The organism is Halomonas sp. B23F22_10 (genome assembly GCF_043496975.1).
Lineage (GTDB): Bacteria > Pseudomonadota > Gammaproteobacteria > Pseudomonadales > Halomonadaceae > Halomonas > Halomonas smyrnensis.
In genome coordinates this window covers 301,561-328,428 of sequence record NZ_JBIEKF010000002.1, presented here as the reverse complement: position 1 = coordinate 328,428, position 26,868 = coordinate 301,561, and the positions used below count along the sequence as shown (strand labels likewise).

Below are 26,868 nucleotides of genomic sequence, written 5' to 3'. Positions count from 1 at the left end.
GATGCACCTCCATCCACGAACATGGACGAGACAGCACAGCCTATGAGCGAGTCGGAACAGACCACAGCACCGGCCCAGACCGAGAACCGCAAGCCCAAGCGTCGCCGCCGCAAGCCGCGTCGTCGCCAGTCGAACTGGGATCTGCGCCAGTTCCAGGTCCCCGCCGTGGCGGGCAAGTGGCGCTTCCACGATTTCGACCTGCCGCTGCCGCTGATGCGTGCCATCCATGCTCAGGGATTCGAATACTGCACGCCGATCCAGGCCGAGGCGCTGACTCACACGCTGCTCGGCGGCGACGTGGTCGGCAAGGCCCAGACCGGCACCGGCAAGACCGCCGCCTTCCTGATCTCGATCCTCGCCTACTTCCTCGAGGAAGAGGCGCCGGACGGCCAGAAGCCGGGCGCGCCGCGGGCGCTGATCTTGGCCCCGACCCGCGAGCTGGCACTGCAGATCGAGAAGGACGCCAAGGCGCTGGCGCGTTTCACCAAGCTCAACGTGGCCAGCGTGGTCGGCGGCATGGACTACCAGAAGCAGCTCGAGGGCCTCGGCCAGCAGCTCGACATCCTGGTGGCCACCCCGGGCCGGCTGCTGGACTTCCACCAGAAGCGTGACGTCGATCTCTCCCAGGTCGAGGTACTGGTGCTGGACGAGGCGGATCGGATGCTCTCCATGGGCTTCATCCCCGACGTCAAGCGCATCATCCGTCACACGCCGAAGACCGAGGAGCGCCAGACCTTCCTGTTCTCGGCGACCTTCACCGAGGACATCCTCAATCTGGCCAGCCAGTGGACCCTCGATGCGACCCACGTGGATATCGAGGTCACCGTCGATAACGCGGCCAACATCGATCAGCGGGTCTACCTGGTCGGCGACGAGGAAAAGGCGAAGCTGCTGGTCAAGCTGCTGCAGCAGGAGAGCTTCGATCGGGTGATGGTGTTCGGCAACCGCCGCGATCTGGTACGCAAGCTCGACGGCCTGCTCAAGGATGCCGGCATCAACGCCGCCATGATCTCCGGCGACGTGCCCCAGAACCAGCGCATCAGTACCCTGGAGCAGTTCCGCGAGGGCGAGATCCAGGTGCTGGTGGCCACCGATGTGGCCGGCCGCGGCATCCACATCGAGGACGTCAGCCACGTCATCAACTACACCCTGCCCGAGGATCCGGAGGACTACGTCCACCGGATCGGCCGCACCGGTCGCGCCGGCGCCAAGGGGGTCTCGATCAGCTTCGTGGGCGAGGAAGACGCCTTCTCGCTGCCGGAGATCGAGCGCTTCATCAACGACAAGCTGCCCTGCGAGCATCCGCCGGAAGGGCTGCTGTAAAGCTGGAGGAGCGGCGCTGCGCGCCTGGAAGCGCAGGCGCGGCTTCGCCGCTTGACGAGACGACACAACGGTCGGCTTTCCCCTGGCGAGCGGCGCCGGGGGCAGGGTGAAGCGAGGCTCTTTTGTCATGGCTGATGCGATACTCGCCGAACGGGTTGGCCAAGGATGGCCAACACCGGTCCTGCAAGTGAAGCAGGACGCGAGAGCGCCGCAGGACAAAGGGAGCGTCCAGGGAAGGATGTACCGCGTCCTCGCGACGCCCTGCCGCCGGAACAGCCGCGTTTCTCTATGGACCCATCATGCTTGACGAGGCCCTGAAGGGCGAGATCCAGGGCGCCTATCGCAAGGTGCTCGACGGCCTCGACCTCACCCCACGCTACGGCCAGCGGCTGATGATCGCCGAGATCGCCCGCACCCTGGGCGGCATCGAGGCCGACGACGCCGGCCAGCGCACCAGCCATGAGCACGTCTGCGTGCTCGAGGCCGGCACCGGCACCGGCAAGACCCTGGCCTATCTGCTCGCCGCGCTGCCGGTGGCCAAGGCCCATGGCAAGCGCCTGGTGGTGGCCACCGCCACGGTGGCCCTGCAGGAGCAGGTGCTGCACCAGGACCTGCCGGCGCTCAAGGCCCACAGCGGGCTCTCCTTCAACTTCTCCCTGGCCAAGGGCCGAGGTCGCTACGTCTGCGTGGCGCGCCTCGACCAGGCCATGGACGGGGGCGAGGACGACAATCCCACCCTGTCGCTGTTCGAGCAGGCCCTGGACAGCGGCGGCGACGATTTTCAAGAGCTCGTCCAGTCCCTCGGCGAGGCCTACGGCAACGGCCGCTGGGCCGGCGATCGCGACAGCTGGCCGGAGGGCATCGACGACGCCCACTGGCGCAAGCTGACCGTCGATCATCGCCAGTGCACGAATCGCCGCTGCGGACACTACGGCGCCTGTGCCTTCTTCCGCGCACGGCGCGAGCTGGACAGCGCCGAGGTGATCGTCGCCAACCACGACCTGGTGCTGGCCGACCTGGCCCTGGGCGGCGGCGTGGTGCTGCCGGACCCCGGCGACTGCATCTACGTCTTCGACGAGGGCCACCACCTGCCGGACAAGGCGCTCAACCACTTCACCCATCGCTTCGCCGTGGGCCATGGCCTGCGCTGGCTGAGCACGCTCAAGAAGTCGCTCACCGAGCTCAATCAGGCGCTGGCCGTGCAGCCGACGCTGGCGCGCCTGCTGTCGAGCCTGCCGCCGCTGTTCGAGGGGCTCGAGCCGCGCCTCGGCGACGCCTTCTCGCTGGGCCATCAGCTCGCCGGGCGCCCCGAGGGCCTGGGCGACGGCGAGGACAGCGCCCAGCATCGCTTCGAGATGGGCCGAATCCCCGACGCGCTGCGCGAACAGGCCGATGGTCTGGTGACGATGTTCGCCGAGCTGTCGCGGACCCTGGAGTCGATGGCCGATATCCTGCGCGAGAGCCTGGACCCGGAGAAGTCCACCGGGCTGCCCAAGGAGCAGGCCGAGCCCTGGCTGCCGCTGGTGGCGCTGCTCCACGGCCGAGCGCTGGAGGCGCATGCCCTGTGGCAGGCCTTCGCCGAGACCGATCCGGAAGGCGAGCCGCCGCGGGCCCGCTGGCTGACGCTGGAGCGCTTCGGCGGCGACCCGGAGCTGACCTTCTCGGCGAGCCCGGTGTCCGCCGCTCATACCCTGGCCAAGTCGCTGTGGAAGCGCTGCTTCGGCGCCGTGGTGACCTCGGCGACCCTCACCGCCCTGGGCCGCTTCGAGCGGCTGCAGGAGCGCGCCGGGCTCGCCAACCGCTATCGCTACCAGAGCCTGCCGAGTCCCTTCGACTACTCCCGGGCGGTGCTCAGCGTGCCCCGCGAGGCGGCCGACCCGTCCGACCGCGAGGGCCACGAGCGCGCCATCGTCGACTTCGTCGAAGCCCTCGGAAACGACGAGGCGGTGCTGGCGCTGTTCTCCTCCCGCGCCCAGCTGCGGGCTGTGGAGCGCGCGCTCTCTGATGGCACGCGGGAGCGGGTGCTGGCCCAGGGCCGGCTGCCCAAGCGCGAGCTGGTGGAGCGCCACCGGGCGAAGATCGACAAGGGCGAGGGCAGCATCCTGTTCGGCCTGGCGAGCTTCGCCGAGGGCATCGATCTGCCCGGTGACTACCTGACTCATGTGATCATCACCCGGCTGCCTTTCGCGGTGCCCGACGATCCGGTGGGCGCGACGCTGGCCGAGTGGATCGAGCGCCAGGGCGGCAATCCGTTCATGCGCATCAGCGTGCCCGACGCCTCCATCAAGCTGGTCCAGGCCTGCGGCCGGCTGATCCGCAAGGAGGCCGATCGCGGCCGCATCACGCTGCTCGATCGCCGGGTGCTGACCCGTCGCTATGGCCGCGCGCTGCTGGATGCGCTGCCGCCCTTCATCCGGGAGATCGACGGCAAGTAACGGCGCGTTATGGCTTACCACCGGGTGAGATCACCCTTCCTCGGCGAGCAGCCGCTCGAGGTCGTGTCGCACGTCCTCGGGGCCGTCGCCGTCGCGGATCAGCAGCCGGGCATCGCCCGCTCGGTCGAAGGCGAATACGCCGCTCGGATGCGAGACGGCATAGCCGCCGACGGCGTCCTTGTCGCCATAGCCGTAGGTCACCCGATAGCGCTTGGTGAGGGCGTCGAGCTGCGCCGGGCGGCCGGTCAGGCCGACGATGGCCGGTCCGAAGGCGTCGGTGTAGGCCGCGAGCCGTTCGGGGTCGTCGCGGTCCGGATCGACCGAGACGAACAGCACGCGTACGTCATCCCGGCGCTCGGCCGGCAGCGACCGCAGCTGGCCGGCGAGCCGAGCCAGGGTGATGGGGCAGACGTCGGGGCAGTGGGTATAGCCGAAGACCAGCAGGGTCACGTCGCCGCGATAGTGGCCGGCCTCGACCGTCTCGCCGCGTTCGTCGATCAGCGTGAAGGCCAGCGGCGGCATCAGTGGGGCGATGTCCTTGGTCTGCCACGCCTTGTCGCCGCAGCCGACCAGGGTCAACAGGGCGCATAGGGCAAGCGAGGTCAGCGGGGCGCGGCGCATGGCGTCTCCTTCGTGGAGCTAGGGGTGGGCCGGCGATGACGGATGCCGGTGTCCTTGGCTGTCGCCGCGGCGCAGCTGGCGCAGCACGATCAGGGTACCGAGTACGCTCATCATGGTGGCCGGAATCCAGGTGATCAGCCCGCCGATCTGCTGGTCGACCAGCGGCGCCAGCGGCCAGGCGCGCCCGCACACCTCGTAGACATCGAACAGCACCGTGGGGCTGAAGGTCAGGTAGGCGCCGATCAGGATCTGCGGCGGAATCACCGCCAGCAGCAGCAGGATGCGTCGCCCCGGGCCGAGTCGACCGTGAGGCGTCAGCACCAGCCACCAGAACAGCAGGCCGTCGAGCAGCATGCTCCAGTTCATCAGCTGGTAGAGGCGGCGGCTCAGCATGGCGTCGAAGTGCACCGACGGGGTCAGCCAGAAAGCGATCAGGCCGACGAACAGCAGCGGCGCGACGAGCGGATGCTGCAGCAGGTCGAGCAGCGGGCGGGCGAGGCGGTGCACCGACGAGGCCCGGGGCGGCAGCCCGGCGGCCAGCACCCGGGGCGGCGTGGCCAGCACCAGCAGGAAGGGGGCCGCGTGGTGAAGTACCAGATGCTGCGCCCGGTGGGGAAAGAACATGTACTGGGCGAGGTAGTCGTAGCGGGTCTGGCTCACGACGTAGATCAGCGTCAGGCCGATCAGGAAGGTCGCGTGCCTCGGCCATCCCGGTGGCGGGGCGCCCGGGTCGAGCGTACGCAGGTGGCGCACGCCGCGCCAGTAGATGCCGAGCGCCGCCAGGCAGGCCAGCCCCCACAGCGGCTCGAATTCCCAGGGCGCGAGCCAGTGCAGCGCGGTCGCGAGGATCGAAGGTTCCGTCGACTCGGGCATCCGGGCTCCTCGTGGCAGGGGGCGCCTCATGCCTCAAGCTAGCCGAGGCGTGCCGGACCGGCAAACGGCCCGCTCCACGCTGGCCGCTGACGCTTGAAACCCGCGCCGCCGTTGGCCACCATGCCGCGCGCGTCGATCGCGCCTACCGACCGGAGACCCGATGAAACTGATCCTGAGCCGCAAGGGCTTCGATACCTCTGCCGGCGGGGTGCCCAACCCGATCCTGCCCGACGGCCGGCTGCTGGCGCTGCCGATTCCCGATCCTCAGTCGGTGATGCCCTACGAGGCGATCACGCAGCAGGGCGAGCCGCTCGGGCCGCTGGTACAGGACCTGACCCGGGGGCGTGTCTCGCCGGGTCACGGGGCGCATCTGGATCCCGACCTGCGGGCCGACCAGCATCCGCGCCCAGCGGGCTGGACGCCGCTGTTCGGACAGCGGGGCGCGGCCCAGGGCCATCTGCGCAACCAGGGCGTGGGGCCTGGCGACCTGTTCCTGTTCTTCGGGCTGTTTCGCGACATCGAGCGCGTCGATGGTGGCTGGCGCTTCGTGCCCGAGGCGCGGCCGCGACATGTGCTATGGGGCTGGCTGCAGGTGGGCGAGGCGCTGATGCTGGGCGATCATCTGCCGGCGGGTCTCGAGTGGGCTGCCGAGCACCCGCACTGCCAGCGGCTCGGCGAGGCGCGCAATGCGCTCTATATCGCGCGTGACGAACTGGCGTTGCCCGGCGGCGAAGGCGGCGGGCTGCCGGGAGCGGGGATCTTCCCTCGGGAGACGCCCCGGCAGCGGCTGACCGCGCCGGACGCCGAGACGGTATCGCAGTGGCGACTGCCGGGCTGGTGGCATCCCGGCGAGGGTCGGGCGCCGCTTTCCTATCATGCCGATCCCGGGCGCTGGGCGCGGCGCGGCGACGAGGTCGCGCTGCAGGCCGTGGCCCGGGGGCAGGAGTTCGTGCTGGACGCCGAGCAGTACCCCGAGGCGATGCCCTGGGCCCGGAGGCTGATTCGAGGGCCGGGCGCGCCGGGGTAGCGGGCCCTTGCCATGGAATGCAACGCAGAGGGCCCGCCATTCGGCGGGCCCTCGTCGCGTCAGGCGGAGGCGATCAGTCCTTGGCGCGACGCTTGGCCAGTGCCGGGGCCAGCTTGTCGTTCATGGTCTGGAAGGCCTGTTCGGTGGCGTCCCAGTCGATGCAGGCATCGGTGATGGAGACGCCGTAGGTCAGCTGGCTCAGGTCCTCGGGGACCTTCTGATTGCCCCAGCCGATGTTGGACTCGACCATCAGGCCGATGATCGAGCGGTTGCCCTCGAGGATCTGGTTGGTGACGTTCTCCAGCACCAGCGGCTGCAGGCTCGGATCCTTGTTGGAGTTGGCGTGGGAGCAGTCGATCATGATATTGGGCGTCACGCCGGCCTTCTGCAGCTCCTGCTCGGCCAGCGCCACGCTGACGCTGTCGTAGTTGGGCTTGCCGTTTCCGCCGCGCAGCACCACGTGGCCGTAGCGGTTGCCGCGGGTGCGGATGATCGCCACCTTGCCGGCCTGGTCGATGCCCAGGAAATTGTGCGGGTGGGCGACCGACTGCAGGGCGTTGACGGCCACGTCGAGGCTGCCGTCGGTGCCGTTCTTGAAGCCCACCGGGCCGGACAGGCCGGAGGCCATCTCGCGGTGAGTCTGGGATTCGGTGGTGCGCGCGCCGATCGCCGACCAGCTGATGCAGTCCTGCAGATACTGGGGCGAGATCGGGTCCAGCGCCTCGGTGGCCAGCGGCAGGCCCATCTCGGCCAGCTCGACCAGCAGGCGGCGGGCGATGTGCAGGCCTTCCTCGATCTCGAAGGAGCCGTTGAGATGCGGGTCGTTGATCAGGCCCTTCCAGCCGACGGTGGTGCGCGGCTTCTCGAAATAGACGCGCATCACGATAAAGAGGCTGTCCTTGACCTGATCGGCCAGGCGGCGCAAGTGGCGGGCATAGTCGAGGGCGGCATCGACGTCGTGGATCGAGCAGGGGCCGACTACCATCAGCAGGCGGGGATCGCTGCCGTCGAGGATGTTCTGGATGACCTGGCGACCCTCGATCACCGTGCGTTCGGCCTCCTCGGAGAGCGGGATTTCCCGCTTGAGGTCGGCCGGGGGGAGGAGGACGTCTTCGGCCAGGACGTTGAGGTTGTTGACCTGTTGCTCGGACATGGAATTCTGCTACCTGTATCGTGTCAGCGCTGTTGCGGCGTCAAACGCCTACTATCGCCCGCGTGACAGGCAAATTCAATCGAAGACGGAACTCTCCGGCCGTCTCGGCTGTCTGAGCGCTCGCGTCGGCGGCGCCCCATGGTTAGCCGCGTCCGCTCGGGCCTCGTGGCGGTGTCCAGGCTTGATGCCGACCGGCGAAACAGGAACACTTGGTCTCCCGCCGAGAACGGCGCACGCTCACCCCAGGGTCTAGGTTGATACATATGGAAGCGACACCCGTCTCATCGCGACGTCAGCGGACGTCGCGGCAAGCTCCCGCCACGGGGAGGCGTTGAATGAGCAACCGGGAAACCGACCAGCAACTCGTCGAGCGCGCGCGCAAGGGAGATACCCGCGCCTTCGACCTGCTGGTGAAGAAGTACCAGCACAAGATCATCGGCCTGATCGGCCGCTACGTGCATGACCACGCCGAGGTCCAGGACGTGGCGCAGGAGGCTTTCATCAAGGCCTATCGGGCGCTGGGCAAGTTTCGCGCCGAGAGTGCCTTCTATACCTGGATGTATCGCATCGCCATCAACACCGCCAAGAATCATCTCGTCTCCAAGGGGCGTCGCCCGCCGGGCAGCGACATGGATATCGTCGATGCCGAGGTGGTCGATCACAGCGGCCGGCTGGCCGACATCGAGACGCCCGAGGCGGCGATGGCGCGTGACGAGCTGCAGAGTGCCGTGTTCGAGGCCATCGAGGCGCTGCCCGATGATCTGCGCACGGCGATCACCCTGCGCGAGCTCGACGGGCTGTCCTACGAGGACATCGCCAACATCATGGATTGCCCGGTCGGCACGGTGCGCTCGCGCATCTTCCGCGCCCGAGAGGCCGTGGACCAGCATATTCGGCCGCTGGTCTCCACGTCGCGCAACCAGGAAGCGGTCACCGAATGAGCCGAATTTCCATCGTTTTTGCCGATTGGCTGAACTGTCGAGCGACAGTGACGTCATATGCGGTGACCGATTCATACACGACGAGGCAGGGGCCTCTCGACATGGCCGGCATGACGGCCTGCATGGTCGGGAATCCGGGCTTCCAACAGGCTGCAAGGCAGTGTCGCCTTGACGATTGTGAGGGTGTAGAGACATGAGTCAGAACGCACGGGAATCGCTTTCTGCGCTAATGGACAACGAAGGGGACGAGCTCGAGCTGCGGCGCGTTCTCAAGTCGCTGGATGACGAGCCCGATGCGGCGGATGCCTGGCGCCGCTACCATCTGATGCGCAGCCTGATGCGACGCGAGAGCGAGGCCGACATGTCGGCCGACCTCTCCGTGGGCGTCATGGCCGCGCTGGAGGACGAGCCGACGCCGATGGCGGAACCCGAGCCGGCGTCGCGCCGTTCCCTGCCGCTGGGGCGCAGTGCCGGCATCGCCGCGGCGGTGTCGCTGATGGTGATCACCGGCGTGCAGTTCTACAACGGCGCTTCCCCGCTGGGCGGTGGCGACTCACCGGTCGCGACCAACGCCGGGGTCTCCAATGCTGGCGCGTCCAATGCCGGCGTCACGACCGCCAGCGCCACCAGCGCCACCAGCGCCGCCACCCATGCGACGTCCGGACTGGAATCGCTGGGCGGCTCCTCCTTCGGCCAGGGCGCGTCGCTGGTGGACATGCCGATCTTCCAGGGCGGCGGTGGCAGCGAGCAGGGCGTGATGACCGTCGGCGCCGGTGCGCCGATGGTGCTGTCCCCCGCGCAGCGTCAGTCGCTGCGCATGGATCGCCAGCAGGCGCTGCTGCTGCAGTCCTATCTGGATCGTCACGCCGAGGGCGCGGCCGCCACCGGGGGCGATCCCTGGATGCCCTTGCTCAGGGCCTCGGGAAGCGAGTCGCTGGGGCAGCGCTGATGCTGGCCCGGTGGAGACGGTCGGTGCGCCCCGGGGCGTGGCGGCTGGCCGGCGCGGCCCTCATGACCGCCGCGCTGATGCCCGTCGCTCAGGCGTCTCCGGTCTCCACCGACTTCGACTGTGCCCCGCTGGCCGAGGAGGACGAGCCCGACTCGGCCTCGGGCTGGTACGAGCGCAGCCTGTGGGCCAGTCACTGCTACGACTTCCGGGCCAGGGCCGTGCGCATCGGCAGCGATGGCGTTCGCACCCTGGCCCTCTCTCACGAGATTCACGACGGCGTCGAACGCGAACGCGCCCGCTTCCTCGACGGGCCCGCCGTCGCCTTCGAGCGTCAGAGCCGCATCGCCGGCCCTGGCGGGCTTACCCAGGATGCCTCTCAAGCGGCCCCGCCCGGGGCCCTCGTCGCGCATCTCGACGGCCTCTATCGTCTCCAGCTGTCCGGCATGGACCGCATCGCGGGCCGTTCGAGCGTGCGGCTGGACATCGAGCCCCTCGACGACCATCGCTACGGCCATCGCCTGTGGCTCGACGCCGATACCGCCCTGCCGCTCAAGAAGATGCTGCTCGACGAGCGGGGCAGGGTGCTCGAGACCTTCCAGATCACCGAGCTGCGTGCCCCGGAGCTCTATCGCGGCGGCATTGAGCTGGCCTCGCCTGCGTCGCTTCCCGAGGTGGACTGGCGACCGGGATGGCTGCCGGAGGGCTTCGTGGCCCAGCCGGTGTCGCCCGGTGGCGAGCGGCGTCCCGGGGGCAGTCATCGGGTCTATGGCGACGGCCTCTCGGCCCTGAGCCTGTTCGTCGAACCCCTCGAGGATCGCGACCTCCTGATTCCCGGCCTCCATCGGCTGGGCGTGTCCCATGCGGCGGTGCTGCACCGCGAGCTGGGCGGCCATCCGCGCCAGATCGTGGCCATGGGCGAGCTGCCGCCGGGCGTGCTGCGGCGAGTGGTCGAGTCCATCGCCTGGGACGCGGGCGGACAGCCGATGCCGCACACGGCCGGGGCGTCGAGCGCTGCCGCGGCGGCGCCGAGCGGCGATGGCGCGCGCTGAGTGCCGCCGCCCTTGGGCGACGCCGGGTGCGCCGGCTCGGCCGCCGTGCTGAACCTTTTGCCCTCGTCGGGGTAAAGAAGTGGGGCAGTTGTCCTTGCCATTCATCGCACCTTGTCACAGGAGTCATTCATGACACGCATGACGCGCACGCTATCCCTCTGGGTGCTGCTGGTCGTGGGGCTGTTCTCCGCACAGTCCGCCTTGGCCCGCGAGTTGCCGGACTTCACCGAGCTGGTGAAGGAGGCCGCGCCGGGGGTCGTCAACATCTCCACCTCGCGCATGGTCGAGCGTCGCGACTCGCCCTTGCGCGGCTTCGGCCATCAGGAGATCCCCGAGATCTTCCGTCACTTCTTCGGCGACCAGCTGCCGATGCCCCGCGGCGACGGCAATGGCCGCAGCCACAGCGAGGAGCGTCAGTCGCTGGGGTCCGGGTTTATCATCAGTGAAGACGGCTACATCATGACCAACGCTCACGTGGTCGACGGCGCCGATCAGATCCTGGTGCGACTCAACGATCGCCGCGAGCTCGAGGCCGAGCTGGTGGGCGCCGACGAGAAGACCGACGTGGCGGTGCTCAAGGTCGAAGCCAGCGACCTGCCGACCCTGGATCTCGGCGACTCCGACCAGCTCGAGGTGGGCGAATGGGTGGCGGCCATCGGCTCGCCGTTTGGCTTCGATCACTCGGTGACCTCCGGCATCGTCAGTGCCATCAACCGCACCCTGCCGCGTGACGCCTACGTGCCCTTCATCCAGACCGACGTGGCGATCAATCCCGGCAATTCCGGCGGCCCGCTGTTCAATCTCGACGGCGAAGTGGTCGGCATCAATTCCCAGATCTTCACCCGCAGCGGCGGCTTCATGGGGCTGTCCTTCGCCATCCCCATCAACGTGGCGATGGACGTGGCCGATCAGCTCAAGTCCAGCGGCTCCGTCGAGCGCGGCTGGCTCGGCGTGATGATCCAGCCGGTGTCCCGCGAGCTGGCCGAGTCCTTCGGCATGGACAATCCGGAGGGGGCCCTGATCGCCGATCTCGATCCCGAGGGGCCGGCGGCCGAGGGTGGTCTCCAGGCCGGCGACGTCATCCTCTCGGTCAACGGCCAGACGGTCGATCGTTCCAGCACCCTGCCGCGGCTGATCGGCCGAGTCTCGCCGGGCGGCGACGTGGCGATCACCGTGCTGCGTGACGGCGATCGCCAGACCCTGGACGTCGAGGTCGGCGAGTGGCCGGGCAGTCAGAAGGCCGGCGGTGACGGCAGCGACGGCGATGCCTCGCCCGCCCGCCTCGGTGTGGTGGTCCAGGCGCTGGACGAGGCCCAGCGCCGCAAGCTGGAGCTGGATCATGGCGTCCAGGTGGCCCAGGTCGACCCGGACGGCATCGCCGCGGCGGCCGGCATCCGTCCCGGTGACGTGCTGGTCAGCATCGCCCGCCAGGCGGTGGAGAGCCCGGCGCAGCTGGCCGAACTGGTCGCCGAGCTTCCGGCCGGCAGCGCGGTGCCGGTGCGCCTCTATCGCGACGGCCGCTCCTACTACGTGGCTCTGCGTCTGGCCGACGACTGAGCGCCTGACCCGCTCACGTCGTGATCCGCGACCCGACGGCCTGCGCCGTCGGGTCGCTGTATCTGGAAGGCGCATCCCGCTACAATGCCGCCATCTCACTCGACGCACCCGAAGAGGGCGGCAAGCCTGTAGTTGGTATAGGGTTGTGTACACGAACCGGATCTTTTCGAATGTCAGAAAGCGATAACCGCAAAGTAATCAATGGGATACGGAACTTCTCCATTATCGCCCACATCGATCATGGCAAGTCGACCCTGGCCGACCGCCTGATTCAGACCTGTGGCGGGCTCACCGAACGCGAGCTCAAGGAGCAGGTCCTCGATTCCATGGACCTGGAGCGTGAGCGCGGCATCACCATCAAGGCCCAGTCGGTGACGCTGGATTATCAGGCCGCGGACGGCAATACCTATCAGCTGAACTTCATCGACACCCCGGGGCACGTGGACTTCTCCTACGAGGTCTCGCGCTCGCTGTATGCCTGCGAGGGGGCGCTGCTGGTGGTGGACGCCGGCCAGGGCGTCGAGGCCCAGTCGGTGGCCAACTGCTACACCGCCATCGAGCAGGGCCTCGAGGTGCTGCCGGTGCTCAACAAGATGGACCTGCCGCAGGCCGACCCGGACAAGGTGGCCACCGAGATCGAGGAGATCATCGGGCTGGACGCCACCGACGCCTGCCAGGTCTCGGCCAAGAGCGGGCTCGGCATCGATGCGTTGCTCGAGCGCCTGGTGCGCGACATTCCGCCGCCCAAGGGCGATGCCGAGGCGCCGCTGCAGGCGCTGATCATCGACTCCTGGTTCGACAACTACCTGGGCGTGGTGTCGCTGGTGCGGATCTTCGACGGCACGCTGAAGAAGGGCGACAAGATCCGCATGACCTCCACCGGCCGCGACTGGCAGGCCAACGAGGTCGGCATCTTCACCCCGCTGCGCCGCGAGACCGGCGTCCTGCGCGCCGGCGAGGTCGGCTTCGTGGTCGCCGGCATCAAGGACATCCACGGCGCGCCGGTGGGCGACACCATCACCCACGCCAAGACGCCCGACGTCAAGCGTCTGCCGGGCTTCCAGAAGGTCAAGCCGCAGGTCTATGCCGGCATGTTCCCGGTCTCCTCCGACGACTACGAGGAGTTCCGCGACGCCCTGGAGAAGCTGGCGCTCAACGATGCCTCGCTGGACTACGAGCCGGAAAACTCCGACGCCCTGGGCTTCGGCTTCCGGGTCGGCTTCCTCGGCACCCTGCACATGGAGATCATCCAGGAGCGGCTGGAGCGCGAGTACAACCTCGACCTGCTGACCACCGCGCCGACGGTCATCTATGAGCTGCTGATGAAGGACGGCGAGGTTCGCTACGTCTCCAACCCGTCCAAGCTGCCCGACATGGCCGACGTCGAGGAGATGCGCGAGCCGGTGGTGCGGGCCAGTATCCTGGTGCCCCAGGAGTTCGTCGGCAACGTCATCGCCGAATGCGAACAGCGCCGCGGCACCCAGCTCGACATGCTGTTCCTCGGCAGCCAGATCCAGCTCACCTACGAGCTGCCCATGGCCGAGGTGGTGATGGACTTCTTCGACCGCCTCAAGTCGATCTCCAGGGGCTACGCCTCGCTCGAGTACAACTTCGAGCGTTTCGAGGCCGCCCAGCTGGTGCGTCTCGACGTGCTGATCAACGGCGACCGGGTCGATGCCCTGGCCATCATCATCCACCGCGACCATGCCCATGCCCGTGGTCGGGCGCTGGTCGAGAAGATGAAGGAGCTGATTCCGCGTCAGATGTTCGACGTGGCCATCCAGGCGGCCATCGGCGGCCAGGTGGTGGCGCGCTCCACCGTCAAGGCGATGCGCAAGAACGTGACCGCCAAGTGCTACGGCGGCGATGCCTCGCGCAAGAAGAAGCTGCTCGAGAAGCAGAAGGCGGGCAAGAAACGCATGAAGCAGGTCGGCCGGGTGGAAATTCCCCAGGATGCCTTCCTCGCCGTGCTCAAGGTCAACGACGACTAGGGAAGGCAACGACCGATGGACTTCACTCTCCTGCTGACGGTGGCCGTGCTGGCCACCGGCGCGATCTGGCTGCTCGACCTGGTGTGGTGGCGGCCGGCGCGCCGGTCGCGCCTGACGGCCAGCGTCGAGGCCGGCACCACCGAGGGCGCCGATCCCGCCACCCGCGAGAGGGCGCTCCGAGAGCCCTGGCCGGTGGACTATGCGCGCTCCTTCTTCCCGGTGCTGCTGGTGGTGCTGGTGCTGCGCAGTTTCGTGGTGGAACCCTTCCAGATCCCGTCGGGCTCGATGCGCCCGACCCTCGAGGTGGGCGATTTCATCCTGGTCAACAAGTTCTCCTATGGCCTGCGCCTGCCGGTGCTGGACACCAAGATCGCCGATCTCGGTGAGCCCGAGCGCGGCGACGTCATGGTGTTCCGTTTCCCCAACGATCCGTCGGTCGACTTCATCAAGCGGGTGATCGGCCTGCCGGGTGATCGCATTCGCTACGAGGGCAAGCAGCTGTTCGTCAACGGCGAACCGGTGCCCAAGTCACTGCTCGAGAGCGGCCCCGAGTCGGCGCCCGGCGAGCGGCTGCTGGAAGAGCGGCTGGGCGAGGCGCTGCACCCTATCTACAATAATCCACGCGATCCCGGCCCGCAGATGCGCGAGATCACGGTACCTCCCGATCACTACTTCATGATGGGAGACAATCGCGATCACTCCAACGACAGCCGCTACTGGGGTTTCGTGCCGGAGGAGAACATCGTGGGCAAGGCCTTCGCCGTCTGGATGCACTGGGATGGCGGGCTGCCGAGTTTCACCAGTGTACGCCGTATCCAATGAATGCCGGGAGCGGCATTCCTTGCATGACATAGCAGGAGCTTCGTGAGCAATTCCCTGACCCAATTCAGCCGTCGCATCGGCCATGACTTCGCGCAGCCCGACCTGCTCGAGCTGGCCCTGACTCATCGCAGCTACGGCGGCCGCAACAACGAACGCCTGGAGTTTCTCGGCGACTCCATCGTCAACTTCGTCATCGCCGAGGACCTCTTCCAGCGCTTCCCGCAGGCGCGGGAAGGGCAGCTGTCGCGCCTGCGCGCGCGGCTGGTCAAGGGCCAGACCCTGGCCGAGCTGGCTCGTGAGATGGAGTTTGGCGGCCACCTGCTGCTGGGCTCCGGCGAGATGAAGAGCGGCGGCCATCGCCGCGACTCGATCCTCGCCGATGCGGTCGAGGCGGTGATCGGCGCCATCTATCTGGACGCCGGCATGGAAACCGCTCGTGCCCGCGTGCTGGCCTGGTACGCCGAGCGCCTGGAGGACATCAACCTGCAGGATACCCAGAAGGATCCCAAGACCCGGCTGCAGGAGTTCCTGCAGTCGCGTCAGTCGGCGCTGCCGCGCTACGAGGTGATCTCGGTGGAGGGCGAGGCCCATGCCCAGACCTTCACCGTCGAATGTCACGTCGAGATGCTCGAGGAGCATACCCTGGGGATCGGTTCCAGCCGCCGCCACGCCGAACAGCAGGCCGCCGAGATGGCCCTGTCCCACCTCGAAGGCCATGGAGGTCGCTCATGACGCAACGCTGTGGTTTCGTGGCCATCGTCGGCCGCCCCAACGTCGGCAAGTCGACGCTGATGAACCGCATCCTCGGCCAGAAGATCTCCATCACCTCGCGGCGCCCGCAGACCACGCGCCATCAGGTCATGGGCATCAAGACCGAGGACGACGATCAGTTCATCTACGTCGACACCCCGGGCATCCACATCCTCGAGAAGGATCGTGACAAGGCCATCAACCGCTTCATGAACCAGGCCGCCACCCAGGCCCTGCGTGACGTGGATGCGGTGGTCTTCATCATCGATCGCACACGCTGGACCCAGGAAGACCAGGTGGTGCTCGACCGCCTGGCCAAGGTCGAGGTGCCGGTGATCCTGGCGGTCAACAAGGTCGACCGTCTCAAGGACAAGAAGGAGCTGCTGCCCTGGCTGGAATCGGTCGGCGCGCGGCGGGACTTCGCCGCCATCGTGCCGATCGCCGCCAAGCACGGCACCCATGTGGAGGCGCTGGAGGCCGAGGTCGCCAAGCACCTGCCCGAGAGCATCCACTACTTCCCCGAGGACCAGGTCACCGACAAGAGTCAGCGCTTCCTGGCTGCCGAACTGGTTCGCGAGAAGGTCATGCGCCAGCTTGGCGACGAGCTGCCCTACCAGATGACCGTCGAGATCGAGGAGTTCCGCGACGAGGGCCGGGTGGTGCACATCAGCGCCCTGATCATGGTCGAGCGCCACGGTCAGAAGAAGATCCTGATCGGCGAGCGCGGTGAGCGGATCAAGAAGATCGGCCGCGAGGCACGCCTCGACATGGAACGGGCGCTGGACGCCAAGGTCATGCTCAACCTCTGGGTCAAGGTCAAGAGCGGCTGGTCCGACGACGAGCGGGCCCTGAAGAGCCTGGGCTACGACCTGGACTGACCGTTAAGCGCCAAGCGCCGGTCAGCCAGGATAGCGGTCGCCAGGAGCGGTGAGCGCCTGGCCCCTTGCGACCTGGCCGTTATCCTTCGCTTGGCCGCTTGGCCGCTTGGCCGCTTGGCCGCTTGGCCGCTTGGCCGCTTGGCCGCTTGGCCGCTTGGCCGCTTGGCCGCTTGGCCGCTTGGCCGAAGGACCGATCATGCAACCCCAGCCAGCCTATCTGCTGCACAAGCGCCCCTACCGCGAGACCAGCGCCCTGGTCGAGCTTCTGACGCTCGATCACGGGCGCGTGCGGGCCGTGGCGCGAGGCGTGCAGCGCCCGGGGAGTCGTGCCCGGGCGACCCTGCAGCCCTTCGCGCCGCTGCACATCACCTGGAGCGGTCAGGGCGAGCTCAAGCGCCTGTCGCTGATGGAGAGTCGAGCGCCGGCGGCGATGCTGGTGGGGGAGGGGCTGCTGTGCGGTCTCTACGCCAATGAGCTGCTCACCCGGCTGCTGCCGGTGGAGCTGCCGGTGGGCGACGTCTTCGCCTTCTACGCCGCCGCCCTGGAGGCGCTGCCGCGCCCGGACGGCCGGGCCGGTGCCCTGCGTCGCCTGGAACTGTCGCTGCTCGAGGCGCTGGATGCCGAGCCGCGCTTCTGCACGCCGGGCGGTGAGGCCCTCGATCCCCAGACCCGCTATCGCCTCGACGTCGATTCCCGCGCCTTCGTGGCCGCCGAGCGCGGCATCGACGGCCGTACGCTCAAGCTGCTGTCCGGCGGCGACTGGCGCGAGCCGGGTCTCGCCGGCCCGGCCAAGGCGGTGACCCGGGCGGCGCTGGCGCCGCTGCTGGGCAGCCGGCCACTGCGCTCCCGCGAGTGGATGCAGCAGCTGGTGGCGCGCCGCCGGGCCGGCGAGGACGCCGCCCGCGGCTGAACGGCCTGTGCCGAACGGCAGCCCAGGGCGCTTGGGCGACCGTCCGCTTACCCTTATCCTTGTGACCCTGTTTTCCTCGTATTCCGGACCTGGAGAGTTCCCCATGCATCCTCCCCGCATCCTGCTCGGCGTCAACATCGACCATATCGCCACCCTGCGTCAGGCGCGCGGCACCCGCTATCCCGATCCCGTCCAGGCGGCGCTGCTGGCCGAGGAGGCCGGGGCCGACGGCATCACCGTTCACCTGCGTGAGGACCGCCGGCACATCCAGGAGCGTGACGTGCGGCTGCTGGCCGAGGTGCTCAACACGCGCATGAATCTGGAGATGGCGGTCACCGAGGCGATGCTGGCGATGGCCGAGGAGATTCGCCCGGCCCACGTGTGTCTGGTGCCGGAGAAGCGCGAGGAGCTGACCACCGAGGGCGGTCTGGATGTGGTCGGCGGCTTCGAGGCGATCGAGGCGGCCTGCCGCCGACTCGCCGCGGCGGGCTCGGAGGTGTCGCTGTTCATCGACCCGGAACCGGCGCAGATCGAGGCGGCGGCCAAGGCCGGGGCGCCGGTGATCGAGCTGCACACCGGGGCCTATGCCGAGGCCACCGGCGCGGATGCGGCCGCCGAGCACGCCCGCCTGGTGGCCGCCGCGGAGATGGCCAGCGAGCTGGGGCTGACCGTCAACGCCGGCCACGGCCTGCACTACCACAACGTCGAGGCCATCGCCGCCATCCCGGGGCTTTGCGAGCTCAACATCGGCCACGCCATCATCGCGCGCTCGCTGTTCGTCGGCCTCAAGGAGGCGGTGGCGGAGATGAAGCGCCTGGCGATCGCCGGCCAGGAGGCGGGATTCGTGGCGGCGCTCGACGAGCACGACCACGAGCATGATCACGACCATCAGGCCGACGGCGGCTGCTGCGGATGATCCTCGGGGTCGGCACCGATATCGCCCGGGTGGCGCGCTTCGAGGCCGCCCAGGCGCGTCACGGCGAGCGCTTCGCCCGGCGGGTGCTGGGCGACGACGAGCTGGTGGGCTACCGGGAGCGCGGTCAGACGGCCGCCTTCCTGGCCAAGCGTTTCGCCGCCAAGGAGGCCTTCGTCAAGGCGCTGGGCACCGGGCTGCGTCACGGCATGCGCTGGACCGAGATCCAGGTCGTCAACGATGCCCTGGGGCGCCCGGCGCTGGTGCTGTCCGGGCGTGCCCGGGAGCTGGCCGAGGCCGAAGGCGTCAGGAACCTTCACCTGTCGCTGTCCGACGAGGCGGCCTTCGCCGTGGCCTTCGTGGTGCTCGAGGCCTGAGGCGAGGTGCCGGAGCGATCCGGCACCTCGCCCGATCAGGCGCCGGACGGCGACGTCGAGGTGGGCTGAGCCGCCTGCCAGTCGCGCAGCGCGGCCATGGCCGCGTAGAGGTCCGGCAGCAGCGGCGTGACCGCGTCCAGCCCGCGGGAGCGCAGCCGGGTCTCCAGGGTCTCGGCCAGCAGCCCCAGGCGCGGCACGCCGCAGTAGCGGCAGGCGCCGTTGAGGGCGTGAATGGCGTCGAGCAGCGCCTCGGCGTCGCCGTCCTTCATGGCCTGGCGAACCTGGGCCTCGCTCTCGTCCAGCGAATCGATCAGCTGGCCCAGCAGCTTGCGGGCCAGGGCCTCGCGGCCGCCGGCCAGCTGGGTGCCGAGGGCCAGGTCCACCGAGGCCAGCTCGTTATCGGTGGCCGGGTCGGCCCTCGGCGCCTCGTCGTCTTCGTCCAGCGCCAGGCCCACGCCCATATGATGGCGCAGCAGGCTCGACAGCTGGGCCGTGTCCAGCGGCTTCTCGAGCACGCCGTCCAGCCCGTTCTGCAGCAGCTGGCGACGCTGCTCGTTCTGCACATGGGCGGTGACGGCGATGATCGGCACGTGACGCCAGTGTCCGCCCAGCGCGCGCAGGGCGCGCGTCGTTTCCACCCCGTCCATGCCGCGCATGCGGATATCCATCAACACCACGTCGAAGCATCTTTCCTCGGCCATGGCCAGCGCCTCCTCGCCGCTGGCGGCAAGCCCCACCTCCAGCTGCGGGCCGCTGATCAGTTCCTGCAGCAGCAGGCGATTGGATTCGGTGTCATCCACCACCAGCAGGCTCAGCGGCCCGTGGGGCGCCTGCGTCTGGCGATCCGGCTGCGGGTCGCGACGGGCCCGCGTCAGGGCGCGGCTGACCGATTCCACCAGCGTTCGCCTGGATAGCGGCTTGCTCAGGACCTCGCCGCCGTGAGGCAGCGGCAGTGCCGGCAGGTCTGGCGGGCTGGCGTTGACCAGCAGCATCGCCGGGCATCCCAGGCACTCCAGTCGCCGCTGCAGGGCCGCCTGTCCCGATGGGGTGAGGTCGGCATCGGTCAGACCCAACACCGCCAGTGAGGCGTCGTGGCCAGGCGCTCGCTCCTCGCCGATCACGCGGCCTTCCCAGCGGCCCAGCAGATGCCGCAGGGCGGAGCGGGTCGGCCCGTGGGGTTCCTGCAGCACCACTCGCTGGCCGTCCAGCCTGATTTCGGGCTCGCGTTCTTCCGCGGCATCCGGCGGGCAGGCCAGCGGCAGGGTGAAGGCAAAGGTCGAGCCCTCGTTCGGGGCGCTCTCGACGCAGATCTTGCCGCCCATCTGCTCCACCAGCTGACGGCTGATGGCCAGGCCCAGGCCGGTGCCGCCGAACTCGCGTTGGTGGCTGGCATCGGCCTGGCGAAAGGCCTGGAAAAGCCGGCGCTGGGCGTCGTCGCTCATGCCGATGCCGGTATCGCTGACCGCCACGCGTAGCACCACGTGTCCGCCGCTGCGCTGTTCGACCATGACGCGGACGATGACGTCGCCGTGCTCGGTGAATTTCACCGCGTTGCCGACCAGGTTGGTCAGTACCTGGCGGATGCGCAGCGGGTCGCCGCTCAGCGTGTCGGGCACGTCGTCATAGACCAGGCCGAGCACCTGGATGCCCTTGGGCTGGGCCTGGGGCGCCTGCAGGCCCAGCACCTCGTCGACCAGTGCCACCATGTCGAGCTCGGCGTGCTCGAGCTCCAGGCGACCGGCCTCGATCTTGGAGAAGTCGAGCACGTCGTTGACCAGCATCAGCAGGTTGTCGCAGGCACGCTGCACGTGGTCGAGCCATTCGCGCTGGCGAGGGGCCATCTCGGTGCGTTGCAGCAGGCGGCAGAAGCCGATGATGCCGTTGAGCGGGGTGCGGATCTCGTGGCTCATGTTGGCCAGGAACTCCGACTTGGCACGGTTGGCCTCCAGGGCGCGGCGGTGTGCCAGGTCCAGCTTGATGTTCTGCACCTCGATGGTTTCCATCGATTCCTGCAGCTCGCCGGTGGCCTGTTCGATCTGGGCCTGCAGGTCGTCGCGGGCCGAGGCCAGGTGCTCACCCAGGGCGTTGAGTCCCTGGGCGAGGCGGGCCAGCTCGGTTTCCTTCGGCACCGATAGGGGCTGAGGGGCACCGCCGGCGGTCAGCCACTCCAGCGAGCGGGTGACGTCTTCCAGCGGCTGGGTCAGCCGCCGGCTCAGGCCGTAGCCCACCAGGAACAGCAGCAGACCCACGATCATCAGCAGCAGCCCGCCGCCGGCCAGGTGGCGATAGTAGGTCAGTGGCAGCGTCGAGGCGTCGATGTCCAGCATCAGCAGGGCGCCGGGCGCCCCGGGCAGCGCCGCCTGCAGCCGCCAGTGACGACCGTCCTCGATCAGCGCCGGGCCCTCTTGCGGCGAGAGATCCGCGGCCTGTCGCAGTCGACCCAGTTCCAGCCGGCGCTGGCCATCGGCATCGCGAATGCTCAGGGCGCGCACGTCTTCCAGGTCGAGCAGGCGATCGGCGAGGACCTCCAGCTCGCGTGTGGCACCCTCCGCCAGCGCCTGGCCCAGGCTCGGCGTCAGCAGGCCGGTGGCCTGGGTCAGGCGCTCGCGCAGCTGCTGGCGATGGTGGCGATCTTCCAGTTCCGTGACCCCTACCAACAGCAGTGTGAACAGCACCAGGGGCAGGGCGAGGATGGCCAGCATCAGGCGGGTCTTCAAGGACATCGGGAGGGCTCGTCGGCTGGAGTGTCGTGGCCCAGTATGCCACAGCCGAACAGGATGCCTGTCCAGTGTCGGTGCCCGAGGATATAATGCCGAAAAGACGTTTCCAGAAGGACGGTTGCATGCATTTCCCCACCCTGGAGGAGACCATCGGCCACACGCCGCTGGTCCGCCTGAAGCGCATCACGGCAGGGCGCAACAACACCCTGCTCGCCAAGCTCGAGGGCAACAATCCGGCCGGGTCGGTCAAGGACCGTCCGGCGCTGTCCATGCTCGAGCAGGCCGAGGCGCGCGGTACCATCACTCCGGGCGACACCCTCGTCGAGGCGACCTCGGGCAATACCGGCATCGCCCTGGCCATGGCCGCGGCGATCAAGGGCTATCGACTGATCCTGATCATGCCGGAGAACGCCTCCAGCGAGCGCAAGCAGGCCATGGCCGCCTACGGTGCCGAGCTGATCGAGGTCAGCCGCGAGGGGGGCATGGAGGCGGCCCGCGACCTGGCCGAGACGATGATCGCCCGGGGTGAGGGCAAGCCGCTCGATCAGTTCGCCAACCCCGACAATCCGCTGGCACACTACCAGGGCACCGGCCCCGAGCTGTGGGAGCAGACCGGTGGCACCATCACCCACTTCATCAGCTCCATGGGCACCACCGGCACCATCATGGGCGTCTCGCGCTACCTCAAGGAGCAGAGCCCCGAGGTGCAGGTCGTCGGCCTGCAGCCGGAAGACGGCGCCAGCATCGCCGGTATCCGCCGCTGGCCCGAGGCCTATCTGCCGGGCATCTTCGAACCCGCCCGCGTCGACCGGGTGCTGGACATCGGCCAGGCCGAGGCCGAGGATCATATGCGTCGCCTGGCCCGGGACGAGGGCATCCTGGCCGGCGTGTCGTCCGGGGGGGCTCTGGCCGGGGCGCTGCGCGTTGCCGAGGAGGTCGAGAACGCGGTGATCGTGTTCATCGTCTGCGACCGCGGCGACCGCTATCTGTCCACCGGCCTGTTCGCCCCGGAGTCCTGAGATGGGGCTGGGACAACGACGCCCCGCGCGGGCGAGCTCCGGCGTCTCGGGGCTGCAGACGGCGAAACGCGGCAAGAAGGCCGCCCGTGGCGGCGGCGATCAGGGCGCCATCCTGACGATCGATGGCCTGGCCCATGACGGTCGCGGCGTGGGGCGTCTGGCCGACGGCAAGACGGTGTTCGTCGACGGAGCCCTGCCGGGCGAGCGCGTCGAGATCGCCGTGCATCGGACCCGCCAGCGCTTCGACGAGGCCCACGTGCGCGAGGTGGTCGAGGCCTCGCCCGAGCGCGTCACGCCGCCCTGCGTCCACTACGGCACCTGCGGCGGCTGCGACCTGCAGCACCTGAGCCTGGACGGGCAGCGTCGTCACAAGCAGGCGGTGCTGCGCGAGCTGCTGGCCCGCCAGGGCATCGCCCCGGACGGCGAGCCCGAGCTGCTGGCGGAGGTCGGTGAGGGCTATCGGCGCCGGGCGCGCCTCGGCGTCAAGGTCGATGCCGAGGGCGGGGTGCACCTGGGCTTCCGCGCCCGGCACAGTCACCGGCTGGTGGATCTCGACGATTGCCCCATTCTGGTGCCGGCGCTGGCCGCCCTGCTGGCGCCGCTGCACCGGCATCTGGCCGAACTGGAGGCGCCGCGGCAGGTCGGCCATCTGGAGCTGTCCTCGAGCGACGCCGGCGTGACCCTGGTGGTCCGCCAGCTGCGCGAGCACGACGCCGATACCCGCCGCTGGCGCGAGTTCGCCCTGGCCCGCGGCTTGCATCTGGCCCGCTGGGTGGGGCGCGAATCGCCGACCTTCGAATGGCTGACGCCGGCGCCGGACCTGCACGCTCACCTGGCGGTCGACGAACGCTCGCTGCGGCTGGGTTTCGCCCCCGGCGATTTCCTGCAGGCCAACGAGGCGGTCAACCGGCGCATGGTGACCGAGGCGCTGGCATGGCTCTCGCCGCTGGCGCCCGGCGAGCGGGTGCTCGACCTGTTCGCCGGGGTCGGCAACTTCAGCCTGCCGCTGGCGGCCCTGGGCGCCGAGGTGACGGCGGTGGAGGGCAGCCCGGCGATGGTCGAACGGCTGGCCGACAATGCCCGCTGCAACGCGCTCGAGGTGACGGCCCGTCAGGCCGACCTCAACCGCAGCGAGGCCGTGGGCGCCCTGTTCGACGCGCCCGGGCTGCGCCACGTGCTGCTCGACCCGCCCCGCGACGGCGCCGAGGCCGTGTGCCGGGCGCTGGCCGAACGACCGGTGCCGCAGGTGCTCTACGTATCCTGCGACCCGGCCACCCTGGCGCGGGATGCCGCGCATCTGGTGCAGGCGGGCTACGTCATCCGGCGGTGGGCGGTGGCCGACATGTTCGCCCACACCGCCCATCTGGAATCCATGCTGCTGCTCGAGCACCCGGACGCCGGGCAGCGGGACGAAGGAGCGTCAAGCGATGGTTAAAGTGCGGGAAGATCAGCCCCTGACCGAGTGGGGGACGGTCGATATCCCCCGCTGGGTCGAGCGTCTCCAGGACGACGTCAAGCTGCGCGACGGCGACGAGATGCGCGTGGCCTGCGAGCTGGCCCAGCGACTCGAGCAGGAGTCCGACCGGCCTCACAAGACCTGGCTCAAGGACGGCTCGAGCTTCCGCATGGGCCTGGAAATGGCCGATATCCTCGGCGAGCTGCGCCTCGACCAGCCGGCCCTCGAGGCCGCGGTGCTGTATCGCGCGGTGCGCGAGGGGCTGATCGACCTGGCCGAGGTCACCAAGCGCTTCGGCCATGAGGTCGCCGGGCTGATCGACGGCGTGCTGCAGATGGCCGCCATCAGCACCTCCCAGATGCCGAGCCAGGGGCTGAGCCAGCACGACCAGCAGGACAACCTGCGCAAGATGCTGGTCAACATGATCGACGACGTGCGTGTGGCGCTGATCAAGATCGCCGAGCGCACCTGCGCGCTGCGCCAGGTGCGCGATGCGCCGCGCGAGAAGCGCCTGCAGGTGGCCCGCGAGGTGTTCGATATCTACGCACCGCTGGCCCACCGGCTGGGCATCGGCCATCTCAAGTGGGAGCTGGAGGACCTGTCCTTCCGCTACCTGCACGAGGAGGACTACAAGACCATCGCCCGCCAGCTGGCCGAGAAGCGCCTCGATCGCAACCGCTACATCGAGGACGTGGTGTCCACCCTCGAGGGGCTGATGGAGGCCCAGGGCATCCATCAGTACCAGGTGGACGGGCGCGCCAAGCATATCTATTCGATCTGGCGGAAGATGAAGCGCAAGCACATCGACTTCTCCCAGGTCCACGACATCCGCGCGGTGCGCATCCTGGTCCCCGAGATCACCGACTGCTACACCGTGCTCGGCATCGTCCACTCGCGCTGGCATCACGTGCCCACGGAGTTCGACGACTACATCGCCAACCCCAAGAAGAACGGCTACCAGTCGCTGCACACCGCGGTGTTCGGCCCCGAGGGCAAGGTGCTGGAGATCCAGATCCGCACCTTCTCGATGCACGAGGAGGCCGAGCTCGGGGTCTGTGCCCACTGGCGCTACAAGGGCCACGACACCAACGCCCGCAGCGCCAGCTACGAGGACAAGATCGCCTGGCTGCGCCAGGTGCTCGAGTGGCAGGAGGAGGTCGGCGACTTCGGCGACATTCGCGAGGGCCTGTCGAGCGACGTGGCGCCGGACCGCATCTACGTCTTCACCCCCGACGGCCACGTCATCGATCTGCCGCGGGAGGCCACGCCGATCGACTTCGCCTACCGGGTGCACACGGAGGTCGGCCACCGCTGTCGCGGGGCCAAGGTCAACGGGCGCATCGTGCCGCTGACCTACCGGCTCAGCACCGGTCAGCAGGTCGAGATCCTCACCGCCAGCAAGGGCGGCCCGAGCCGCGACTGGCTCAATCCCAACCTCGGCTATGTGTGCACCTCCCGGGCGCGGGCCAAGATCCAGTCCTGGTTCAAGCATCAGGCCCGCGACCGCAACCTCGAGGAGGGACGGATCCTCTTCGAGCGCGAGATGAAGCGTCTCGACGTCGGCGACATGGACCTCACCCGGCTGGCCAACCAGGTCAACTACAGCGGTCCCGAAGACATGTACGCCGCGCTCGGCGCCGGCGACCTGCGCATCGGCCAGGTGCTGCACCAGGCCCAGCAGCTGTTCGGCGAGAGCGATGATCAGGAGCAGCTCGACAAGCTGCTGGCCAAGCCGCGCAAGGCCGCCGACAAGCCCGATGGCAACGGCATCACGGTGCTCGGGGTCGGCAACCTCAAGACCAGCATGGCCAACTGCTGCCACCCGGTGCCCGGCGAGTCGATCGTCGGCTTCATCACCCAGGGGCGCGGCGTCACCGTGCACCGCGAGGACTGCCCGAACATCCTTCAGCTGCGCCTCGACGAGCCCCAGCGGGTGATCGAGGTGGAGTGGGGCGAGCGGGCCCGCACCCAGTATCCGGTGGACATCGAGATCCAGGCCTGGGACCGCTCGGGGCTCTTGCGCGATGTCACCGCGGTGCTCAGCAACGAGAAGGTCAACGTGCTGTCGGTGAACACCCTGACCGACACCGATGATGGCATCGCGCGGATGCAGATCACCCTGGAGGTGGACGGCCTGGAGACGCTCGGGCGGCTGTTCTCGCGCATCCAGCAGCTGTCGAACGTCATCGAGGTGCGTCGCCTGCGCAGCGGTGGCAAGAGTCACAAGAAGAAGGGCAAGAAGCCATGAGCGAGCGCCACTTCGATCTCGACGACCTGCTGACGCTGATGGCGGTGCTGCGTGACCCCGAGCAGGGCTGCCCCTGGGACGTGAAGCAGCACTGGGACAGCATCGTGCCCCACACCCTGGAGGAGGCCTACGAGGTCGCCGACGCCATCGAGCGGCGTGCCTGGGACGAGCTGCCGGGCGAGCTGGGCGATCTGCTGTTCCAGGTGGTCTACTACAGTCAGTTCGCCGCCGAGGAGGGCCGCTTCGATTTCCATGAGGTGGTCCATGTCCTCACCGCCAAGATGCTGCACCGTCATCCCCACGTCTTCCCCGACGGCACCCTGTCCTCGCGGCGCGAGGGCGTGAGCGCCGCCGAGGTGGAAACGCAGCAGGTGCATTCGCGCTGGGAGTCGCTCAAGGCCGAGGAACGCGACGCGCGGGCCGAGGACGCGGCCGTTACCTCGGTGCTGGACGATGTGCCGCGCAACCTGCCGGCGCTGTCCCGTGCGGCCAAGCTCTCCAAGCGGGCCGCCCGGGTCGGCTTCGACTGGCCGGACACCCGCGGGGTGATCGCCAAGCTGCGCGAGGAGCTGGCCGAGGTCGAGGAGGCGCTGGCCGAGGACGATCATGACCATGCCAGGGAAGAGGTCGGCGATCTGCTGTTCGCCGCCGTCAACCTGGCGCGCACGCTGGATGCCGACCCCGAACGTTGCCTGCGGGTCACCAACGGCAAGTTCGAGCGCCGCTTCCGTCAGGTGGAGGCCGCCCTGGATGATGAGGGCGTGCCGCTGGCGGAAGCGGGGCTCGAGCGCATGGAACGGCACTGGCAGGCGGCGAAGCGACAAGAAAAAACATAACGATATCCCCACCCACGAGG

General features: G+C 68.8%; 22 protein-coding genes. 18 read left to right on the top strand and 4 right to left on the bottom strand.

Going from position 1 to position 26,868, the window contains the following annotated elements:
• Positions 1 to 42: 42 nt before the first annotated feature.
• Both ACGTNF_RS05585 and dinG read left to right on the top strand, forming a co-directional pair.
• Positions 43 to 1,323, top strand: a complete 1,281-nt coding sequence (locus ACGTNF_RS05585) for a DEAD/DEAH box helicase (RefSeq protein WP_394600842.1) — start codon at positions 43 to 45, stop codon at positions 1,321 to 1,323.
• A gap of 299 nt (positions 1,324 to 1,622) precedes the next feature.
• Positions 1,623 to 3,758, top strand: a complete 2,136-nt coding sequence (gene dinG, locus ACGTNF_RS05580; protein ID WP_394600840.1) for an ATP-dependent DNA helicase DinG — start codon at positions 1,623 to 1,625, stop codon at positions 3,756 to 3,758.
• Between the two features lie 30 nt (positions 3,759 to 3,788).
• Here dinG and ACGTNF_RS05575 read toward each other — a convergent pair whose 3' ends face one another.
• Positions 3,789 to 4,379 carry an SCO family protein gene (locus tag ACGTNF_RS05575; protein ID WP_394600839.1) on the bottom strand — a complete coding sequence of 197 codons (591 nt, stop codon included), beginning with the start codon at positions 4,377 to 4,379 and terminating at the stop codon, positions 3,789 to 3,791.
• Positions 4,380 to 4,397: 18 nt separating this feature from the next.
• Positions 4,398 to 5,252, bottom strand: coding sequence for a cytochrome c oxidase assembly protein (locus tag ACGTNF_RS05570; protein ID WP_394600837.1), 855 nt, complete (start codon positions 5,250 to 5,252; stop codon positions 4,398 to 4,400).
• Positions 5,253 to 5,412: 160 nt separating this feature from the next.
• Here ACGTNF_RS05570 and ACGTNF_RS05565 point away from each other — a divergent pair, with 160 nt between their 5' ends.
• The gene (locus ACGTNF_RS05565; protein WP_394600835.1) at positions 5,413 to 6,279 is read left to right on the top strand and encodes an Nmad3 family putative nucleotide modification protein; all 867 of its coding nucleotides are present in this window, start codon (positions 5,413 to 5,415) and stop codon (positions 6,277 to 6,279) included.
• A 73-nt stretch (positions 6,280 to 6,352) separates the two neighbouring features.
• On the opposite strand, the gene ACGTNF_RS05560 is transcribed toward ACGTNF_RS05565, so the two are convergent.
• Positions 6,353 to 7,432, bottom strand: a complete 1,080-nt coding sequence (locus ACGTNF_RS05560; RefSeq protein ID WP_394600833.1) for a 3-deoxy-7-phosphoheptulonate synthase — start codon at positions 7,430 to 7,432, stop codon at positions 6,353 to 6,355.
• A gap of 335 nt (positions 7,433 to 7,767) precedes the next feature.
• On the opposite strand from ACGTNF_RS05560, the gene rpoE reads away from it, so the two are divergent.
• The 11 genes from rpoE to acpS all read left to right on the top strand — a co-directional run bounded on the left by rpoE (position 7,768) and on the right by acpS (position 18,569).
• The gene (rpoE, locus tag ACGTNF_RS05555) at positions 7,768 to 8,373 is read left to right on the top strand and encodes an RNA polymerase sigma factor RpoE (protein ID WP_394600831.1); all 606 of its coding nucleotides are present in this window, start codon (positions 7,768 to 7,770) and stop codon (positions 8,371 to 8,373) included.
• Positions 8,374 to 8,566: 193 nt separating this feature from the next.
• On the top strand, positions 8,567 to 9,322 hold the full coding sequence (locus ACGTNF_RS05550; RefSeq protein WP_394600830.1) for a sigma-E factor negative regulatory protein: 756 nt from the start codon (positions 8,567 to 8,569) through the stop codon (positions 9,320 to 9,322).
• A 62-nt stretch (positions 9,323 to 9,384) separates the two neighbouring features.
• Complete coding sequence (locus tag ACGTNF_RS05545) at positions 9,385 to 10,371, top strand: MucB/RseB C-terminal domain-containing protein (RefSeq protein ID WP_394600828.1); 987 nt, start codon at positions 9,385 to 9,387, stop codon at positions 10,369 to 10,371.
• 129 nt (positions 10,372 to 10,500) lie between these two features.
• Entirely contained in the window at positions 10,501 to 11,928 is a 1,428-nt protein-coding gene (locus ACGTNF_RS05540; protein ID WP_394600826.1) for a DegQ family serine endoprotease, read from the top strand.
• Between the two features lie 170 nt (positions 11,929 to 12,098).
• Positions 12,099 to 13,919, top strand: a complete 1,821-nt coding sequence (lepA, locus tag ACGTNF_RS05535; RefSeq protein ID WP_394600824.1) for a translation elongation factor 4 — start codon at positions 12,099 to 12,101, stop codon at positions 13,917 to 13,919.
• A 15-nt stretch (positions 13,920 to 13,934) separates the two neighbouring features.
• Positions 13,935 to 14,741: a signal peptidase I gene (gene lepB / locus ACGTNF_RS05530; RefSeq protein ID WP_394600822.1), complete on the top strand. Its 807-nt coding sequence runs from the start codon at positions 13,935 to 13,937 to the stop codon at positions 14,739 to 14,741.
• Between the two features lie 42 nt (positions 14,742 to 14,783).
• Positions 14,784 to 15,473: a ribonuclease III gene (gene rnc, locus ACGTNF_RS05525; protein ID WP_016854318.1), complete on the top strand. Its 690-nt coding sequence runs from the start codon at positions 14,784 to 14,786 to the stop codon at positions 15,471 to 15,473.
• Positions 15,470 to 16,369: a GTPase Era gene (era, locus tag ACGTNF_RS05520; RefSeq protein ID WP_016854317.1), complete on the top strand. Its 900-nt coding sequence runs from the start codon at positions 15,470 to 15,472 to the stop codon at positions 16,367 to 16,369. Before rnc ends, era begins: the two co-directional genes overlap by 4 nt.
• 196 nt (positions 16,370 to 16,565) lie before the next feature.
• Positions 16,566 to 17,279 carry a DNA repair protein RecO gene (gene recO / locus ACGTNF_RS05515; protein ID WP_016854316.1) on the top strand — a complete coding sequence of 238 codons (714 nt, stop codon included), beginning with the start codon at positions 16,566 to 16,568 and terminating at the stop codon, positions 17,277 to 17,279.
• 103 nt (positions 17,280 to 17,382) lie between these two features.
• Positions 17,383 to 18,195, top strand: coding sequence for a pyridoxine 5'-phosphate synthase (pdxJ, locus tag ACGTNF_RS05510; protein WP_394600819.1), 813 nt, complete (start codon positions 17,383 to 17,385; stop codon positions 18,193 to 18,195).
• A complete protein-coding gene (gene acpS / locus ACGTNF_RS05505) occupies positions 18,192 to 18,569 on the top strand; it encodes a holo-ACP synthase (RefSeq protein WP_394600817.1) in 378 nt (125 codons plus the stop codon). Before pdxJ ends, acpS begins: the two co-directional genes overlap by 4 nt.
• Before the next feature lie 35 nt (positions 18,570 to 18,604).
• On the opposite strand, the gene ACGTNF_RS05500 is transcribed toward acpS, so the two are convergent.
• Positions 18,605 to 21,292, bottom strand: a complete 2,688-nt coding sequence (locus ACGTNF_RS05500; RefSeq protein WP_394600815.1) for an ATP-binding protein — start codon at positions 21,290 to 21,292, stop codon at positions 18,605 to 18,607.
• 119 nt (positions 21,293 to 21,411) lie between these two features.
• Here ACGTNF_RS05500 and cysM point away from each other — a divergent pair, with 119 nt between their 5' ends.
• The 4 genes from cysM to mazG are packed head-to-tail and all read left to right on the top strand — an operon-like array spanning position 21,412 to position 26,848.
• Positions 21,412 to 22,308, top strand: coding sequence for a cysteine synthase CysM (cysM, locus tag ACGTNF_RS05495; RefSeq protein WP_394600813.1), 897 nt, complete (start codon positions 21,412 to 21,414; stop codon positions 22,306 to 22,308).
• A 1-nt stretch (position 22,309) separates the two neighbouring features.
• Positions 22,310 to 23,743 carry a TRAM domain-containing protein gene (locus ACGTNF_RS05490; RefSeq protein ID WP_394600811.1) on the top strand — a complete coding sequence of 478 codons (1,434 nt, stop codon included), beginning with the start codon at positions 22,310 to 22,312 and terminating at the stop codon, positions 23,741 to 23,743.
• Positions 23,736 to 26,012: a GTP diphosphokinase gene (gene relA / locus ACGTNF_RS05485; RefSeq protein ID WP_394600809.1), complete on the top strand. Its 2,277-nt coding sequence runs from the start codon at positions 23,736 to 23,738 to the stop codon at positions 26,010 to 26,012. Before ACGTNF_RS05490 ends, relA begins: the two co-directional genes overlap by 8 nt.
• Positions 26,009 to 26,848: a nucleoside triphosphate pyrophosphohydrolase gene (gene mazG / locus ACGTNF_RS05480; RefSeq protein WP_394600807.1), complete on the top strand. Its 840-nt coding sequence runs from the start codon at positions 26,009 to 26,011 to the stop codon at positions 26,846 to 26,848. The genes relA and mazG overlap by 4 nt, the downstream gene beginning before the upstream one ends.
• Positions 26,849 to 26,868: the final 20 nt, after the last annotated feature.